Raw genomic sequence first — 17004 nt, 5'->3', positions numbered from 1 at the left:
CATGAACCGCAAGACCCTGGTGCTGCCGGCCGTGATCGGTCTGCTCACCCCGGTACTCGCCGCCTGCGGTGCCACCGACAGCGCGGGCGACAGCGGTGACGCGATCGTCGTCGGCACCACCGACCACTTCACCGCCTCCGAGAAGGCCCCGGCCCCCATCGACCCGGCCTACGCCTACGACGTCGGCACCTGGAACATCCTCCGCCAGACCGTCCAGACCCTCCTGGTCCAGCCGCGCGGCGACGGCGAACCGGAGCCCGAGGCCGCCTCCAGCTGCTCCTTCACCGACACCGGCAACGAGCGCTACGCCTGCACCCTGCGCGACGGCCTGAAGTTCGCGAACGGCGACCCGATCACCGCCGAGGACGTGAAGTTCTCCATCGACCGGGCCCGCTCCCTCAAGGCCGACAGCGGTGTCTTCGCCCTGCTGTCGACCATCGACCTCATCGAGACCAAGGGCGACAACGAGGTGATCTTCCACCTCAACAGCCCCGACGCGACCCTCCCGTACAAGCTGTCCACCCCCGTCGCCGGCATCGTCAACCCCGCCGACTACGACAAGGGCGAACTGCGCGACGGCTTCCAGGTCGACGGCTCCGGCCCGTACACCATGGACGCCGAGGTCGAGAACAACGAGCTGGTCCGGGCCGTCTTCACCAAGAACCCCAATTACAAGGGGCAGTTGGACCCGAAGAACGACAAGGTCGAACTGCGCTCCTTCGCGAACGCCGACGCCATGGGCACCGCCCTCGAGAACGGCGACATCGACCTGATGACCCGCACGATGTCCCCGGAGCAGATCACCAAGCTCTCCGACGCGGCCGACAGCGACATCGACGTCATCGAGTCCGCCGGCCTGGAGATCCGCTACCTCGCCTTCAACACCGAAGCCTCGCCGGTCAGGAGCACCGCGGTCCGCCGCGCCATGGCCGAGGTCATCGACCGGGGCGAACTCGTCTCCAAGGTGTACGGCTCCCAGGCCGAACCGCTCTTCTCCCTGGTCCCCGCCGGCATCACCGGCCACTCCAACTCCTTCTTCAACAAGTACGGCGACCCGGACGTCGCCAAGGCGAAGTCGACCCTGGAGTCGGCCGGCGTCACCGCCCCGGTGAAGCTGACCCTCCACTACACGACCGACCACTACGGCGCCGCCACGAAGAAGGAGTTCGAGGTGCTGAAGAAGCAGCTCGACGACAGCGGCCTGTTCGACGTCACCATCAAGGGCACCCCCTGGTCCACGTTCCGCCCCGCCGAGCAGGACGGCGAGTACGCGGTCTACGGCATGGGCTGGTTCCCGGACTTCCCCGACGCCGACAACTACCTCGCGCCCTTCCTCGACAAGGACAACTTCCTCGGCTCGCCCTACGCCAACAGCGAGATCCGCGGCAAGCTGATCCCCGAGTCCCGCCGAGCGGCCGACCGCCTCTCCGCCGCGGAGACCCTCAACGGCATCCAGGACATCGTCGCCGACGACGTGCCGATCCTGCCGCTGTGGCAGGGCAACCAGTACGTCGCCGCCCGCGACGACGTCACCGGCGCCGAGTACGCCCTCAACGCCGCCTCCACGCTCCAGCTCTGGGAGCTGGGCCGCGGCAGAAGCGACTGACCGGACCTCACCACCCCTCCGGACAGGGGCCGTTCGGCCTCGGGGGAGCCCGGAGCGCCCGCAATGCACCCGACGACACAAGGCATCCATACGTGAACATACGCACCCAGTGGCCCGTCCTGACCATCGCGACAGGGCTTGCCGCCGGCCTGCTGACCGGTTGCGGCTCCGACTCGGGGGGATCCGGGGACTCCGGCTCCAACGTCGTGATGGGGATGTCCGACGACGTCCTGGCCACCGACCCCGCCTCCGGCTACGACCCCGGATCCTGGCTGCTCTTCAACAACGTCTTCCAGTCGTTGCTGAGCTTCCCCAACGGCGCCACCGAGCCCGAACCGGACCTCGCCAAGGAGTGCTCCTTCGAGGCCGGCGGCACCACCGTCTACCAGTGCACCCTCAAGGACGGCCTGAAGTTCAGCAACGGTGAGGCGCTCACCGCGAAGGACGTCAAGTTCTCCTTCGACCGCATGCTGAAGATCAACGACGACGCCGGCCCCGCGATCATGTTCCCCATGCTCGACAAGGTCGAGACCCCGGACGACAAGACCGTCCGCTTCGACCTGAAGTACGCCGACGCCACCTTCCCCAGCAAGATCGCCTCCGGCGCCGGCTCGATCGTCGACGAGAGCTCCTACGACGCCGACGGACTCCGCGAGGACGGCGAGGCGGTCGGCTCCGGCCCCTACAAGCTGGAGTCCTTCGGCAAGGACGAGGCCGTCTTCACCGTCAACGAGAACTACCAGGGCACCGCCGACGTCGAGAACAGCGGCGTCACCCTCAAGTTCTTCCACGGCGACCAGGACGCCCTGAAGAAGGCCCTGCTGGAGGGCGACCTCGACGTCACCTACCGGGGCCTGAGCGCCTCCGACATCTCCGACATCGAGACCGACACCTCCACCGCCAGCGGCATCGAGATCGTCGACGGCACCGGCGCCGAGGTCCAGCACCTCGTCTTCAACATGAACGACCCGGTCACCGGCAAGCTCGGCGTCCGCCAGGCCATCGCCTACCTCCTCGACCGCGAGGCCCTCGTCGACGAGGTCTACCAGGGCACCGCCACCCCGCTGTACTCGATCATCCCGGCCGGCATCACCGGCCACAACACGGCCTTCTTCGACACCTACGGCGCCCGCCCCTCCCGCGCCAAGGCCGAGGCCGCGCTCCGGGCCGACGGCATCGACGACAAGGTCGAACTGACCCTCTGGTCCACCCCGTCGCGCTACGGCCCCTCCACCGACCAGGAGTTGGAGGCCGTCGCCAAGCAGCTCAACGACAGCGGCCTGTTCGACGCCAAGGTCGAATCCGTCGCCTTCGACCGGTACGAGAAGGACATCGCCGCCGGCAAGTACGGCGTCTACGTCAAGGGCTGGGTCCCCGACTACCCGGACCCCGACAACTTCACCGGCCCCTTCTTCGGCAAGGGCAACGTGCTCGGCAACAACTACACCAACAACACCATCACCGGTGAACTCCTCACGAAGACCGCCGCCGAGAGCGAGCGCTCCTCCACGGAGAAGGAGTACGCCGAACTCCAGAACATCGTCGCCACCGACGTCCCGCTCATCCCCATCTGGCAGGCCAAGCAGTACGCCGTCGTCCGCGACGACGTCTACGGCCTGGAGTACTGCCTGGACGCCTCCACCGTCTTCCGCTTCTGGGAGATCAGCAAGGGCTGACACGAGCACGGGTCCACACCACGGCCCCGAACGCCGAGGGCGCCCCCTTCCACAAGAAGGGAGCGCCCTCGGTGCGTACTGGGGAGCCCGCCGACTACTGCGCGCCGGGGCGCACCAGCCCGCTCTCGTACGCGTACACCGCCGCCTGCACCCGGTCCCGCAGCCCCAACTTCGTCAGCACATGGCCCACATGCGTCTTCACCGTGGTCTCGCTGACGAACAGATCGGCCGCGATCTCCGCGTTCGACAACCCCCGGGCCACCAGCTTCAACACCTCGACCTCACGGTCCGTCAGCGTGTGCAGCGTGTCCGGCACCGGCTCCTCGCCCGACGGCAGATGCTCCGCGTACTTGTCGAGCAGCCGACGCGTGATGCTCGGCGCGAGCATCGCCTCCCCGTTCGCCACCACCCGGATCGCCTGCACCAGCTCATTGGCCGGAGCGTCCTTCAGCAGAAACCCGCTGGCCCCCGCCCGCAGCGCCTCCACCACGTACTCGTCCAGATCGAACGTGGTCAGCACCAGCACCTTCGCCGGGCCGTCCCGCCCGGGACCGGTGATCTGACGGGTCGCCTCCACGCCGTCCATCCGGGGCATCCGGATGTCCATCAGAACCACGTCGGGCTGCAACGCCCGCACCTGGTCGATCGCCTGGAGACCGTCCCCGGCCTCCCCGACGACCGCGAGGTCCTGCTCCGCCTCCAGAATCATCCGGAACCCGGTACGCAGCAGCGGCTGGTCGTCGACCAGTAGGACGCGGATGGCCACGAAAATCTCCTTCGGCTAGTCCGGCCCCATTCTGCCCTGCGCCTCGCCGGCCGACTCCGGTGACCTCACCTGGAGGGGGTACGGCGGGGGAGTACCACCGAACTCCGGACACACCGCCTGGTGATCGCACCAACCGCACAGCTTCGTCGGCCGCGGCCGCCAGTCACCGCTCTCCGTGGCCAGCCGGATCGCCTCCCACAGCGCCAGCAACTTGCGCTCCACCCGCTCCAGATCGGCGATCACGGGGTCGTACGTCAGGACGTCACCACTGCCGAGATAGACCAGCTGCAACCGGCGCGGCACCACCTGCTTCAGCCGCCACACCACCAGCGCGTAGAACTTCATCTGGAACAGCGCGCCCTCGGCGTACTCCGGCCGCGGCGCCTTCCCCGTCTTGTAGTCGACGATCCGCACCTCGCCGGTGGGCGCCACATCGACCCGGTCGATGATCCCGCGCAGCCTGAGTCCCGACTCCAGCTCCGCCTCCACGAACAACTCCCGCTCGGCGGGCTCCAGCCGCGTCGGGTCCTCCAGCGTGAACCAGCGCTCCACCAGCCGCTCGGCCTCCGCCAGCCAGCGCCCCAGCCGCTCACCCTCCGCGTCGTCCGCGAACAGCTCCACGACCTCCGGCCGGGTCTCCCGCAGCCGGTCCCACTGCCCGGGCACCAAGGCCCTGGCCCGCGGCGCCGTCCGCTCGGCCGCCGGCGCGTCGAAGAGTCTCTCCAGCACCGCGTGCACCAGCGTGCCCCGGGTCGCCGCCTCGCTCGGCTTCTCCGGCAGCCGGTCGATCACCCGGAACCGGTACAGCAGCGGACACTGCATGAAGTCACTGGCGCGCGACGGCGACAGCGAGGCGGGCGGCGCGGCGGCCCGCACGACAGGACGGTCGCCCTCGCCACCCACGGGAACGGCGGGGGTGCCGTCGGTGCTGGTTTCCATGACCACAGACCATACGGCCCACCACTGACAGTGACAGCCACGGCCCGGCACGACCACCGGGCGACACCCCGCCCGCCGACACCTGTGTGCCTCGTGCGACGCGGGGGAAAACAGAGGGGGTGCCGGGGCGGAACGTGCCCCGGTGACGGCATAGCATCGACGACAGACCCATCCGCCCGGCCACCGGGTGCGGAAGACGCTTCGAACGAGGGGACATCGTGGAGACGAGCGGCGGGAGCGGGCAGCCGCGGTCCGACAGCGAGCAGGCGCCCGAGCGCGCCCACCGCGACACGACCGGCACACCGGCGAACCACAACGCCCCCACCGACCCCCACCCCACCCCCGACCACCCGGACGCCCCCGCGAACCCGAAGAGGATGGAGCGGCCCACCACGCCCGCCGCCGACGGGGAGGGCGCCGACGCCGCCGCGACCGCCGACGACGGTGAGGTAGCCGCGGACGGCAAGGCCGCTGACGACTCGGAGTCGGCCGGCAATAGCTCGCGGACCGCTACCGGTACACCGGCCGCCACCGGAACGACGGCCGACAGGGGCATGACGGCCGACGGTGGCGCGCCTGCTGAAAACGGCTCGACGGCCGGTAGCAGCACGCGGGACGGCGCAGGCATGACGGCCGGCGACGGCACGCCCACCGACAACGGCGCGACGGCCGACACGGATGAGGCTCCAGAGCCCGCCGCCACGCCCCCCGGCACCGGAACGCCTGCCGACGCCAAAACAGCGAAGCCGCTGACCGACCCGCCGACCGCCTCCACCCCCGCCGACCCGGCGAAGGCCCACACGCCTGCCGACCCGACCAAGGCCCCCGCGCCCGGTGCCCCGGAGCAGGACCACGCAACTGGCGACCCGGAGAGGGCCCCCGCGCCTGCCGACCCGGCGAGGACCTCAACCCCTGCCAACCCGGAGCAGGCCCACGCCCCCGCCGACCCGGACAAAGCCCCCGCCCCCGCCGACCCGGACAAGCCCCCCGCCCCCGCCGACCTCACCAAACCCCCCGCCCCGGCCGACGAGTCGGAGCGCGCCGCGACGTCCTCGCGCCCCTATGCCCACGCGGACGCCGGGCCCAAGCCCCCCGAGCGTTCCAAGGAGCCCGGCGGTGGCATCCTCATGGGGCGGCCCTTCGGCGTGCCCGTGTACGTCGCGCCCAGCTGGTTCCTGGTCGCCGCCCTGATCACCTGGGTCTTCGGCGGCCAACTCGACCGCGTCCTGCCCGAACTCGGCGCCCTCCGCTACCTCGTCGCCCTCTTTTTCGCGGTCGCCTTCTACGGCTCCGTACTCGTCCACGAACTCGCCCACACCATCGCCGCCCTGCGCTACAAACTGCCCGTGCGCCGCATCCAGCTCCAGTTCTTCGGCGGTGTCTCCGAGATCGAGAAGGAGTCCGAGACCCCCGGCCGCGAATTCGTCCTCGCCTTCGTGGGCCCCCTCCTCTCCCTGATCCTTGCGGGCGTCTTCTACGTCGCCCTGCTGGCCGTCGAGCCCGGCACGGTCCCCGGCGTCCTGCTCGCCGGCCTGATGATCTCCAACCTCATCGTCGCCGCGTTCAACCTGCTCCCCGGCCTGCCCCTCGACGGCGGCCGCATGCTCCGCGCCGTCGTCTGGAAGATCACCGGCAAGCCCATGAGCGGCACCATCGCCGCCGCCTGGGTCGGCCGCGCCCTCGCCGTCTCCGTCCTCATCGGACTCCCGCTGCTCACCCAGTCCGGCCTGCTCGGCTCCGCCGCCGAGGACAGCGTCGGCATGGACACCGTCCTCGACGCCCTGCTCGCCGCGATCCTCGCCGCGATCATCTGGACCGGCGCCGGCAACAGCCTCCGCATGGCCCGCCTGCGCGAACACCTGCCCGAACTCCAGGCCCGCGCCCTCACCCGCCGCGCCGTCCCCGTCGAGACCGACACCCCCCTCTCCGAGGCCCTCCGCCGCGCCAACGAGGCCGGCGCCCGCGCCCTCGTCGTCGTCGACCCCGACGGCGAACCCCTCTCCCTCGTCCGCGAGGCCGCCATCGTCGGCGTCCCCGAACACCGCCGCCCCTGGGTCGCCGTCAGCGGCCTCGCCCAGGACCTCACCGACGGCATGCGCGTCTCCGCCGAACTCGCCGGCGAGGAACTCCTCGACGCCCTCCGCGCGGCCCCCGCCACGGAGTACCTGGTCGTCGAGGACTCGGGCGAGATCTACGGAGTCCTCTCGGCGGCGGACGTGGAACGCGCCTTCGTCAAGGCGATGGCCCGCCCCAGCTGACCTCTCCCCGACCATGGTCGGCGCCCTCCCCGGGGACCGGTAGGCTGGTCACATGTCCGAACCGACCGGTGCCGCCCGCCGTCGCGGGCCCTTCAAGGTCGGGGACCAGGTCCAGCTCACCGACCCCAAGGGACGCCACTACACGTTCACGCTCGAAGAGGGAAAGAACTTCCACACCCACAAGGGTTCCTTCCCGCACGACGAGCTGATCGGCGCTCCCGAGGGCAGTGTTGTCCGCACCACGGGGAACGTCGCCTACCTGGCGCTCCGCCCCCTGCTCCCCGACTACGTCCTGTCCATGCCCCGCGGCGCCGCCGTGGTCTACCCCAAGGACGCGGGGCAGATCCTCGCCTTCGCCGACATCTTCCCCGGCGCCCGCGTCGTCGAGGCCGGCGTCGGCTCCGGCTCGCTCAGCAGCTTCCTGCTGCGCGCCATCGGCGACCAGGGCATGCTGCACAGCTACGAGCGCCGCGCAGACTTCGCCGAGATCGCCCAGGCCAACGTGGAACGCTACTTCGGCGGCCCCCACCCCGCCTGGCAGCTCACCGTCGGCGACCTCCAGGACAACCTCAGCGACACCGAGGTCGACCGCGTCATCCTCGACATGCTCGCCCCCTGGGAGTGCCTGGAGGCCGTCTCCAAGGCCCTCGTCCCCGGCGGCATCGTCTGCTGCTACGTGGCCACCACCACCCAGCTCGCCCGGACCGTCGAGTCCATCCGCGAGATCGGCTGCTTCAACGAGCCGAGCGCCTGGGAGTCGATGATCCGCAACTGGCACATCGAGGGCCTGGCCGTCCGCCCCGACCACCGCATGATCGGCCACACCGGCTTCCTGCTCACCGCCCGCCGCCTCGCCGACGGCGTCGAGCCCCCCATGCGCCGCCGCCGCCCCGCCAAGGGCGCCTACGGCGAGGACTACGCCGGCCCCAACGCCGACGGCGGCTCCGGCCGCTGACCCGCCGTACGACGAACGCGCCCTCGACGTGGCCGAGTTCCCCGCAGCGCACGGGAACTCGGCCACGGCGCTCTCCCGTTGACGCGCCACCGAAAAGCTGCGGGAACCACGTACCCCGCCGTTCCACCCCCCTGTGACGTGTGGCACCATGCGGGTCATCCCAACCGGCACAGCACCCTCAGGAGACGCTCCTAGTGCAGCAATCCGCCGTCCCGGAACTGGCACACACGCACACCCGCCCCATCCACTGGCTCGCCACGGCCACCGCACTCGCCGGAGTCGTCGCCCTGTCGTCCGCCCTCCAGCCCGACGCGGCGAGAGCGGCCCAGCCCGTCCCGAAGGCGGCCCCCGCTCCCGCCGTCGCGGCCCCCGACCCCGCCGAGGTCGACCTCCCGCTCGACTGCGGACCCGTCGGCGTCGTCGTGAAGAAGAAGGCCTCCGGAGACCTCGACGGGGACGGCCGGCCCGAGACCGTGGCCGTCGTCCACTGCGACGCCAGCATGGGCACCCCGCCCGACGGCGTGTACGTGCTCACCCGCTCCACCGACGCCGCGCAGCCCCGGGTCGTCGCCACCCTGGTCAACCCCAAGGACCGCACCAACGTCTCCGACTTCGCCGTCCGCGACGCCGCCGTCACCGCCACCCTGCACAGCTACTCGTCCCCCGAGGTCCCCAACTGCTGCCCGGACGTCACGGACCCCGTCAAGTGGCAGTGGAAGAACGGGGCGTTCGTGCGCTCCACCCCCGCGGGGACACAAAGCGTCTGACACCGCCCGCACCCGGGCGAACGGGAAGTGATCACCCGGCAAACCCGGTGTGAGAAAGCAGACACAGGGCGACGCGGAGTGCCCGCCGGGTCACTCCGCGTCAGGCCCGAAGACCTCGACCCTGTCCGAAACGCGACGTACATGGATGCACTCGCCCGGACACTCCTTCGCGGAGTCCACCACATCCGTGAGAAGCGGCAGCGGAACGGGCGTTGTCGCCCCCGGCGCCTGCAGCAACTCGTCGCCCGGACTCTTCACATAGGCCAGTCCGTCGATGTCCAGCTCGAACACCTCGGGCGCGTACTGCACGCAGATACCGTCACCGGTGCACAGGTCCTGGTCGATCCAGACCTCGAGCGCCTCGCCCGCGGCCGTGGCCTCCTGCTGCACGCTCATCTCTCCTGCCGCCTCATGCGTCGGGTCAATCGTCGAGTCATTCGTCGAGCCGGTCGGGAACGATGCAGGCTCTGACGGGTGTTGAACACTTCGACCCTACCCGGGGCGGCTTCCCCATCACGTTCGGTGGGTATCCCCTTGACGTGAGGGAGAGCGCAAGGGTGAAGATCGGACACACCCCGACCGTCTTTGTGATCTAGGGGTTTCAATCGACACCCACCCAGGTAGGGTCTGGAAGCGTCCAGCTCCCCTTGGAGGAGGTGAGGACCGTGGCAGCCCACGACGACGACATGAACCGCGGCATCCGCCCGGGACGAGGGTCCGACGACCCGGCCGGGCAGATTGCCTACCTTGAGCAGGAGATCGCCGTCCTGCGACGCAAGCTCGCCGACTCTCCGCGACACACGAGGATTCTCGAAGAGCGGATCGTCGAGTTGCAGACCAATCTGGCCGGCGTGTCCGCACAGAACGAGCGGCTCGCCAACACGCTCCGTGAGGCCCGCGACCAGATCGTGGCCCTCAAGGAGGAAGTCGACCGGCTCGCACAGCCGCCGGCCGGCTTCGGTGTCTTCCTCACGGCGAACGAGGACGGCACGGCCGACATCTTCACCGGGGGCCGAAAGCTCCGGGTGAACGTCAGCCCCAGCGTCGACCTGGAAGAGCTCCGGCGCGGCCAGGAAGTGATGCTCAACGAAGCCCTCAACGTGGTCGAGGCCATGGAGTTCGAGAGCGTCGGCGACATCGTCACCCTCAAGGAGATCCTCGAGGACGGCGAGCGCGCCCTCGTTCAGGGGCACACCGACGAGGAACGGGTGGTGCGGCTCGCCGAGCCCCTGCTGGACATCACCATCCGCCCCGGCGACGCCCTCCTGCTCGAACCCCGCTCCGGCTACGTCTACGAGGTCGTGCCCAAGAGCGAGGTCGAGGAACTCGTCCTCGAAGAGGTCCCCGACATCGGGTACGAGCAGATCGGTGGCCTCGGCAACCAGATCGAGATGATCCGCGACGCGGTCGAGCTCCCCTATCTCTACCCGGACCTGTTCAAGGAGCACGAACTGCGCCCGCCCAAGGGTGTCCTGCTCTACGGACCCCCCGGATGCGGCAAGACGCTCATCGCCAAGGCCGTCGCCAACTCGTTGGCCAAGAAGGTCGCCGAAGTCACCGGCCAGGCCCAGGGCAAGAGCTTCTTCCTCAACATCAAGGGCCCCGAGCTCCTCAACAAGTACGTCGGCGAGACCGAGCGACAGATCCGCCTGGTCTTCCAGCGTGCGAGGGAGAAGGCCAGCGAGGGCACCCCCGTCATCGTCTTCTTCGACGAGATGGAATCCCTCTTCCGCACCCGCGGATCCGGCGTCAGCTCGGACGTGGAGAACACCATCGTCCCGCAGCTGCTCGCCGAGATCGACGGCGTGGAAGGCCTGCAGAACGTGGTCGTGATCGGCGCCTCCAACCGTGAGGACATGATCGACCCCGCCATCCTGCGCCCCGGCCGGCTCGACGTGAAGATCAAGATCGAGCGTCCGGACGCCGAAGCGGCCAAGGACATCTTCCAGAAGTACCTCACCGAGCGACTCCCCCTCCACACGGACGACCTCGGCGAACACGGCGGCTCCAAGACCACCACCGTCCAGAGCATGATCCAGACGGCAGTGGAACACATGTACGCCGAATCCGAGGAGAACCGCTTCCTGGAGGTCACCTACGCCAACGGCGACAAGGAAGTCCTCTACTTCAAGGACTTCAACTCCGGCGCCATGATCGAGAACATCGTCGGCCGCGCCAAGAAAATGGCGATCAAGGACTTCCTCGACAAGAACCAGAAGGGCCTCCGCGTCTCCCACCTGCTCCAGGCCTGCGTGGACGAGTTCAAGGAGAACGAGGACCTGCCCAACACCACCAACCCGGACGACTGGGCCCGAATCTCCGGAAAGAAGGGCGAGCGGATCGTCTACATCCGCACCCTGATCACCGGAAAGCAGGGCGCGGACACCGGTCGCTCCATCGACACGGTGGCGAACACCGGACAGTACCTGTAAAACACAGGGCGGCTGCGGGTGCCCTCAGTGGGTACCCGCAGCCGACTGTTTTCCAGGTAAAAGCCGGAGCACAGCAATGACGCAAATGATCTCCCCACCAGCGCAGAGCCGTTCTAGGCTCTTTCGTACCGCCGAGTCGCGCAGTGCGGGGACGGGCACCGCACACGCACGAGAGCGCCAGCGGTACTTGAGCGGCGTCCCCGACCGAGGACACCGCCGGGCAAGGAGGGCCGCATGACCGTACGGCGAGTAATGGGCATCGAGACGGAGTACGGGATCTCCGTCCCCGGCCACCCCAATGCCAATGCCATGCTCACCTCGTCCCAGATCGTCAACGCCTACGCAGCGGCGATGCACCGGGCCCGCCGGGCCCGCTGGGACTTCGAGGAGGAGAATCCGCTGCGGGACGCGCGAGGCTTCGACCTCGCCCGCGAGGCCGCCGACTCCAGCCAGCTCACCGACGAGGACATCGGCCTCGCCAATGTCATCCTCACCAACGGCGCGCGGCTCTACGTCGACCACGCCCACCCCGAATACAGCGCCCCCGAGGTCACCAACCCCCTCGACGCCGTCCTGTGGGACAAGGCCGGCGAGCGCATCATGGCCGAAGCCGCCGAACGCGCGGCACAGCTCCCCGGCGCCCAGCCGATCCACCTCTACAAGAACAACACCGACAACAAGGGCGCCTCCTACGGCACGCACGAGAACTACCTGATGAAGCGGGAGACCGCCTTCTCGGACATCGTGCGCCACCTCACCCCCTTCTTCGTCTCCCGACAGGTCTTCGCCGGCGCCGGCCGCGTCGGCATCGGCCAGGACGGCCACGAACACGGCTTCCAGCTCAGCCAGCGCGCCGACTACTTCGAGGTGGAAGTCGGCCTGGAGACCACCCTCAAGCGACCCATCATCAACACCCGCGACGAACCCCACGCCGACGCGGAGAAATACCGCCGCCTCCACGTGATCATCGGCGACGCCAACCTCTCGGAGATCTCCACCTACCTGAAGCTGGGCACGACCGCCCTGGTCCTCTCCATGATCGAAGACGGCTTCATCGCCGTCGACCTGGCCGTCGACCAGCCCGTACGCACCCTCCACCAGGTCTCCCACGACCCGACCCTGCAACGCCTCATCACGCTGCGCAGCGGGCGCACCCTGACCGCCGTACAGCTCCAGATGGAGTACTACGAGCTGTCACGCAAGTACGTCGAGGAGCGGTTCGGGGCGGACGCGGACGACCAGACGAAGGACGTCCTGAGCCGGTGGGAAGACACCCTCAACCGCCTGGAGAACGACCCCATGAGCCTCTCCGGAGAGCTCGACTGGGTCGCCAAGCGGGAACTGATGGAGGGCTACCGGCGCCGTGACGGCCTCGACTGGGACGCCGCGCGCCTGCACCTCGTCGACCTCCAGTACGCCGACGTGCGCGCCGAGAAGGGCCTCTACAACCGTCTCGTGGCCCGCGGCAAGATGAAGCGGCTCCTGACCGAGCAAGGCGTCGACGAGGCCCGTACGAAGCCGCCGGAGGACACCCGTGCGTACTTCCGCGGTCGCTGTCTGGAGCAGTACGCGGACGACGTCGCGGCGGCCTCCTGGGATTCCGTGATCTTCGACCTCCCGGGGCGGGACTCGCTCCAGCGCGTCCCAACCCTCGAACCGCTTCGCGGAACGCGAAATCACGTCAAGGAGCTCCTGGACCGCTGCCGCACGGCAGAAGACCTGGTCAGGGTCCTGTCGGGCAACTGAACCGGGCCCCAATCGTGATCAGCGGCGCAGGGTGGAAACACCGCCGTCCGGGAATCATCGAGGTGGTCCCCGGACGTTGTGGAAACAACAGGGCCAATGTCAGACCCGGCTTGTAGGGTCTGATCATCACCGATCGGCAGGAATGCCGACCTGCCGACCATGTCGGGCAACAGAGCGGGGTGAGGGTTATGGCGACCAAGGACACCGGCGGCGGCCAGCAGAAGGCCACCCGTTCCACCGAGGAGACCGAGGCAGCGCCCGAGGCGCAGGCATCGGAGGACCTCAAGGAACGGCAGGAGAAGCTCAGCGACGACGTGGACTCGGTTCTGGACGAGATCGACGATGTCCTCGAAGAGAACGCTGAGGATTTCGTGAGGTCGTTCGTTCAAAAGGGCGGACAGTAGTCACCTACGTGAACGCACCGCTGAAGAAGTGCTCGGCGTGCCAGAGAATGCTTTCGGTCAGCGCATTCGCGAGCAACAGGTCACGGCCTGACGGCCTCCAGACCACTTGCCGCGAATGCGCTGCCGATTACTACAGGCGTCGCCAAGAGGCCAAGGGCAGAACCGTTCGCGCCAAGGTGCCTGTGCCGCGAGGCCACAAGCGCTGTCCCCAGTGCGCGGAGATCAAGCCGCACTCGGAGTGGGAGCGGAACAAGACTTCCGCGGACGGCTGGGCCAGCTACTGCCGAACCTGCCGTGCGGAGCGCAACCGGATCAGCTACTTCAAGCGCAAGTACGGTCTCACCCCGGCCGAGTTGGACACCATGGTCGGCGAGCAGCACGGCATCTGTTGCATCTGTCTCGCTGCACCCGCCGAGCATGTGGATCACTGCCACGAGACGGGTAGGGTCCGAGGCGTACTGTGCTTCAGCTGCAACGCGGCGCTGGGGCAGTTCAAGGATCGGCCCGACGTCATAAGGCGGGCTGCGACATATGTGGAAGGAAACGCGTGGAAGCCAACACTCGTAGCACCGGGCGTCTACCAGCTGCCTTCCTGACGCCTGGGTCGTCGTCCTTCATGGACTTCCTGTCGGACCACCAGCCGGAGCTGCTCCCCGGCAAGCGGCAGCTGCCGCCGACCCAGGGCGTCATCGAAGCTCCGCACGGCACGACGATCGTGGCCGTGACGTTCCCCGGCGGTGTGGTGCTCGCCGGTGACCGCCGGGCCACGATGGGGAACATGATCGCCCAGCGGGACATCGAGAAGGTGTTCCCGGCCGACGAGTACTCGGCCGTCGGGATTGCCGGCACGGCCGGTCTGGCCGTGGAGATGGTGAAGCTGTTCCAGCTGGAGCTGGAGCACTTCGAGAAGGTCGAGGGCGCGCAGCTCTCGCTGGAGGGCAAGGCGAACCGGCTCTCCACCATGATCCGTTCCAACCTCGGCATGGCGATGCAGGGCCTGGCGGTCGTGCCGCTCTTTGCCGGTTACGACGTGGACCGGGAGAAGGGCCGCATCTTCTCCTACGACGTGACGGGCGGCCGTTCCGAGGAGAGCGGCTACGCGGCCACCGGCTCGGGTTCGATCTTCGCGCGCGGTGCGATGAAGAAGCTCTTCCGTGACGATCTGACCGAGGACCAGGCCACGACCCTCGTGATCCAGGCCCTCTACGACGCGGCAGACGACGACTCGGCGACCGGTGGTCCCGATGTCGCCCGCCGGATCTACCCCATCGTCACCGTGATCACCGAGGACGGCTTCCGTCGGCTCACCGACGAGGAGTCCTCCGAGATCGCCCGTTCGATCCTGGAACGCCGTCTGGAGCAGCCGGACGGTCCCCGGGCCGCGCTGCTCTAGCCGGTCCGGCCCGCGACGGCTCTCTTATCAAGGTGATCCAGTGACTTCGACAGAAAGGGACGGATAACCGGTGTCGACGCCGTTCTATGTCTCACCCCAGCAGGCGATGGCGGACCGGGCGGAGTACGCCCGCAAGGGCATCGCCCGTGGCCGCAGCCTGGTCGTGCTGCAGTATGCCGACGGCATCGTGTTCGTCGGCGAGAACCCGTCCCGCGCGCTGCACAAGTTCAGCGAGATCTACGACCGGATCGGCTTCGCGGCCGCCGGCAAGTACAACGAGTACGAGAACCTCCGCATCGGTGGTGTGCGCTACGCCGACCTGCGGGGTTACACCTACGACCGTGACGACGTGACCGCCCGTGGTCTCGCCAACGTGTATGCCCAGACGCTGGGCACGATCTTCTCCTCGGCGGCCGAGAAGCCGTACGAGGTGGAGCTGGTCGTGGCCGAGGTGGGGGAGACCCCCGAGGGTGATCAGATCTATCGGCTGCCGCACGACGGTTCGATCGTGGACGAGCACGGTTCGGTCGCGGTCGGTGGCAATGCCGAGCAGATCAGCAGCTATCTGGACCAGCGCCACCAGGACGGCATGTCTTTGGCGGAGGCGCTGAAGCTCGCCGTCCAGGCCCTGTCGCGCGACACCAACGGCACGCAGCGGGAGATCCCCGCCGAGCGTCTGGAGGTGGCGGTCCTGGACCGTACGCGTCCGCAGCAGCGGAAGTTCAAGCGGATCGTCGGCCGTCAGCTCGACCGTCTGCTGGAGGCGGGCGGTGCCTCCACGGAGGCCGAGAGCTCCGAGGAGGACGACGAGTAGCGCAGGCGTGCGCAGGACCCGTCCGTAGTGCGCCCCGGCCGACACGAGGCCGGGGCGCGCGGCGTTCGGTGCCCGTGGCGGATGCGCCCACGACAACGAGCCCCGAAGGGGCGCGGGGACCTGCGCGACCACCCGCTGACGGGCGTGGTGCTCAGCCTCCTGCCCGTGCCGTGGAGCCCCGTACCACCAGCTCCACCGGGATGTCCCCCTCCGCCGGCGTACGCCCCTCCAGGACGGCCAGCAGGGCCTCCATGCCGCGTTCGCCGAACAGTTCCGCGTCCAGTCGTACGGTGGTCAGCTCGGGGTCGAGGGCCGTGGCGAGGGCGAGGTCGTCGAGCCCGGTGACGGACACGTCCTCGGGGATCCGCAGCCCGAGGCGGCGTACGGCCTTGTAGACGCCGGCCGCGAGTTTGTCGTCGTCGCACACCACGGCGGTGGGGCGCCCTGCGCCGCCGACGTCGGTCAGGGCCGCTTCCGCCGCGGCCAGCGCCCCCTCGATGGAGATCGGTGCCGCGGCCGTTCGCAGGGACGCGCCCGGCACCGATCCCAGCCGTGCCGCGAGTTCCCGTGCGCGGACGTGGAAGGTCCAGGAGGGGATGTCGGCGGCGAGGTGCAGGAAGTCGCGGTGGCCGAGGGCGAGGAGGTGCTCGGTGACCTGGCTGATCCCGTCGCGGATGTCGAGGTTGACGGTCGCGGCGCCGAGGCTGCCGTCGGGGTCGCTGTCGAGCATGACGAGGGGCAGTTGGTCGCCGCGGATGGCGGTGAGGGCGTCCGCGGCCATGGAGGAGGCGATGACGCCGTCGAGGGCGGCCTGGGCGGAGGCGAAGGGGTCGCGGGCGGGGCCGACGCCCTCGGGGGAGGGGTAGAGGACCACGCCGAAGCCGTGGCGGGCGGCGACGCGGGCGGCGCCCGTGTAGACGCCGGCGAAGAACTCGGTGGTGAGGGCGGGGACGACCAGCAGGACGGTGCGGGTGCGGCCGAGGCGTAGGTTGCGGGCGGCGAGGTTGGGCCGGTAGCCCAGTTCGCGGGCGGCTGCGCGGACGCGTTCGGCCGTGGTCTCGGAGACACGGCCGCGCCATTTGTCGCCGAGGACGAGGGAGACGGCGGCCTGGGAGACGCCGGCGGCCTGGGCGACGTCACGACTCGTGGGCCGTGTACTACCTCGTGCCACCGTCGGCCTGCTCCCTCGTCTGGACTCGTGGTCAGGGCACATGGTACGTATGACGAGAGACGTTATACGTAACACGT

At 69.1% G+C, this 17004-nt stretch carries 15 protein-coding genes; 11 read left to right on the top strand and 4 right to left on the bottom strand.

The genetic code is table 11. The features are described 5' to 3' along the window. Window position 1 precedes the first annotated feature (1 nt). A complete protein-coding gene (locus L3078_RS09405; protein ID WP_239752961.1) occupies window positions 2-1606 on the top strand; it encodes an ABC transporter substrate-binding protein in 1605 nt (534 codons plus the stop codon). Between the two features lie 92 nt (window positions 1607-1698). Beyond that, window positions 1699-3282: an ABC transporter substrate-binding protein gene (locus tag L3078_RS09400; protein ID WP_239752960.1), complete on the top strand. Its 1584-nt coding sequence runs from the start codon at window positions 1699-1701 to the stop codon at window positions 3280-3282. Window positions 3283-3376: 94 nt separating this feature from the next. Here the strand turns inward: L3078_RS09400 and L3078_RS09395 are convergent, their stop codons facing one another. Next, entirely contained in the window at window positions 3377-4048 is a 672-nt protein-coding gene (locus L3078_RS09395) for a response regulator (RefSeq protein WP_045557086.1), read from the bottom strand. A 15-nt stretch (window positions 4049-4063) separates the two neighbouring features. Then, complete coding sequence (locus tag L3078_RS09390) at window positions 4064-4987, bottom strand: RecB family exonuclease (RefSeq protein ID WP_239752959.1); 924 nt, start codon at window positions 4985-4987, stop codon at window positions 4064-4066. Window positions 4988-5613: 626 nt separating this feature from the next. On the opposite strand from L3078_RS09390, the gene L3078_RS09385 reads away from it, so the two are divergent. The 3 genes from L3078_RS09385 to L3078_RS09375 all read left to right on the top strand — a co-directional run bounded on the left by L3078_RS09385 (window position 5614) and on the right by L3078_RS09375 (window position 8967). Continuing rightward, window positions 5614-7245 carry a site-2 protease family protein gene (locus L3078_RS09385; protein ID WP_338059567.1) on the top strand — a complete coding sequence of 544 codons (1632 nt, stop codon included), beginning with the start codon at window positions 5614-5616 and terminating at the stop codon, window positions 7243-7245. Between the two features lie 52 nt (window positions 7246-7297). Then, on the top strand, window positions 7298-8200 hold the full coding sequence (locus L3078_RS09380; RefSeq protein ID WP_045557089.1) for a tRNA (adenine-N1)-methyltransferase: 903 nt from the start codon (window positions 7298-7300) through the stop codon (window positions 8198-8200). A gap of 194 nt (window positions 8201-8394) precedes the next feature. Next, entirely contained in the window at window positions 8395-8967 is a 573-nt protein-coding gene (locus tag L3078_RS09375; RefSeq protein ID WP_239752957.1) for a hypothetical protein, read from the top strand. 90 nt (window positions 8968-9057) lie between these two features. Here L3078_RS09375 and L3078_RS09370 read toward each other — a convergent pair whose 3' ends face one another. Beyond that, window positions 9058-9363 carry a ferredoxin gene (locus L3078_RS09370; RefSeq protein ID WP_184896119.1) on the bottom strand — a complete coding sequence of 102 codons (306 nt, stop codon included), beginning with the start codon at window positions 9361-9363 and terminating at the stop codon, window positions 9058-9060. A 269-nt stretch (window positions 9364-9632) separates the two neighbouring features. Between L3078_RS09370 and arc the strand changes: the two genes are divergently transcribed. The 6 genes from arc to prcA all read left to right on the top strand — a co-directional run bounded on the left by arc (window position 9633) and on the right by prcA (window position 15756). Next, on the top strand, window positions 9633-11399 hold the full coding sequence (arc, locus tag L3078_RS09365) for a proteasome ATPase (RefSeq protein WP_217180225.1): 1767 nt from the start codon (window positions 9633-9635) through the stop codon (window positions 11397-11399). 234 nt (window positions 11400-11633) lie between these two features. Next, on the top strand, window positions 11634-13145 hold the full coding sequence (dop, locus tag L3078_RS09360; protein WP_338059475.1) for a depupylase/deamidase Dop: 1512 nt from the start codon (window positions 11634-11636) through the stop codon (window positions 13143-13145). 188 nt (window positions 13146-13333) lie between these two features. Next, window positions 13334-13549 (top strand): ubiquitin-like protein Pup, encoded by a 216-nt coding sequence (locus L3078_RS09355; protein WP_045557092.1) that lies wholly within the window; start codon window positions 13334-13336, stop codon window positions 13547-13549. Window positions 13550-13596: 47 nt separating this feature from the next. After that, window positions 13597-14145, top strand: a complete 549-nt coding sequence (locus L3078_RS09350; RefSeq protein WP_239760259.1) for an endonuclease VII domain-containing protein — start codon at window positions 13597-13599, stop codon at window positions 14143-14145. Continuing rightward, on the top strand, window positions 14097-14942 hold the full coding sequence (gene prcB, locus L3078_RS09345) for a proteasome subunit beta (protein WP_239752956.1): 846 nt from the start codon (window positions 14097-14099) through the stop codon (window positions 14940-14942). The genes L3078_RS09350 and prcB overlap by 49 nt, the downstream gene beginning before the upstream one ends. A 70-nt stretch (window positions 14943-15012) precedes the next feature. Next, complete coding sequence (gene prcA, locus L3078_RS09340; RefSeq protein WP_239752955.1) at window positions 15013-15756, top strand: proteasome subunit alpha; 744 nt, start codon at window positions 15013-15015, stop codon at window positions 15754-15756. A 151-nt stretch (window positions 15757-15907) separates the two neighbouring features. Here the strand turns inward: prcA and L3078_RS09335 are convergent, their stop codons facing one another. Further along, window positions 15908-16969, bottom strand: coding sequence for a LacI family DNA-binding transcriptional regulator (locus L3078_RS09335; RefSeq protein ID WP_420864047.1), 1062 nt, complete (start codon window positions 16967-16969; stop codon window positions 15908-15910). Window positions 16970-17004: the final 35 nt, after the last annotated feature.

The organism is Streptomyces deccanensis (genome assembly GCF_022385335.1).
GTDB classification, from domain to species: Bacteria; Actinomycetota; Actinomycetes; order Streptomycetales; family Streptomycetaceae; genus Streptomyces; species Streptomyces deccanensis.
The sequence above is the reverse complement of the archived record's forward strand: the minus strand, read 5'-3'. Positions and strand labels throughout refer to the sequence as shown.

What these genes read in the sequence shown, in the direction of transcription:
- L3078_RS09385 (WP_338059567.1), top strand. Translation starts at nt 5,614, where the DNA reads ATGACGGCCGGCGACGGCACGCCCACCGACAACGGCGCGACGGCCGAC.
- dop (WP_338059475.1), top strand. Translation starts at nt 11,634, where the DNA reads ATGACCGTACGGCGAGTAATGGGCATCGAGACGGAGTACGGGATCTCC.
- L3078_RS09350 (WP_239760259.1), top strand. Translation starts at nt 13,597, where the DNA reads ATGCTTTCGGTCAGCGCATTCGCGAGCAACAGGTCACGGCCTGACGGC.
- L3078_RS09405 (WP_239752961.1), top strand. Translation starts at nt 2, where the DNA reads ATGAACCGCAAGACCCTGGTGCTGCCGGCCGTGATCGGTCTGCTCACC.
- L3078_RS09380 (WP_045557089.1), top strand. Translation starts at nt 7,298, where the DNA reads ATGTCCGAACCGACCGGTGCCGCCCGCCGTCGCGGGCCCTTCAAGGTC.
- L3078_RS09390 (WP_239752959.1), bottom strand. Translation starts at nt 4,987, where the DNA reads ATGGAAACCAGCACCGACGGCACCCCCGCCGTTCCCGTGGGTGGCGAG.
- L3078_RS09355 (WP_045557092.1), top strand. Translation starts at nt 13,334, where the DNA reads ATGGCGACCAAGGACACCGGCGGCGGCCAGCAGAAGGCCACCCGTTCC.
- L3078_RS09335 (WP_420864047.1), bottom strand. Translation starts at nt 16,969, where the DNA reads ATGTGCCCTGACCACGAGTCCAGACGAGGGAGCAGGCCGACGGTGGCA.
- L3078_RS09370 (WP_184896119.1), bottom strand. Translation starts at nt 9,363, where the DNA reads ATGAGCGTGCAGCAGGAGGCCACGGCCGCGGGCGAGGCGCTCGAGGTC.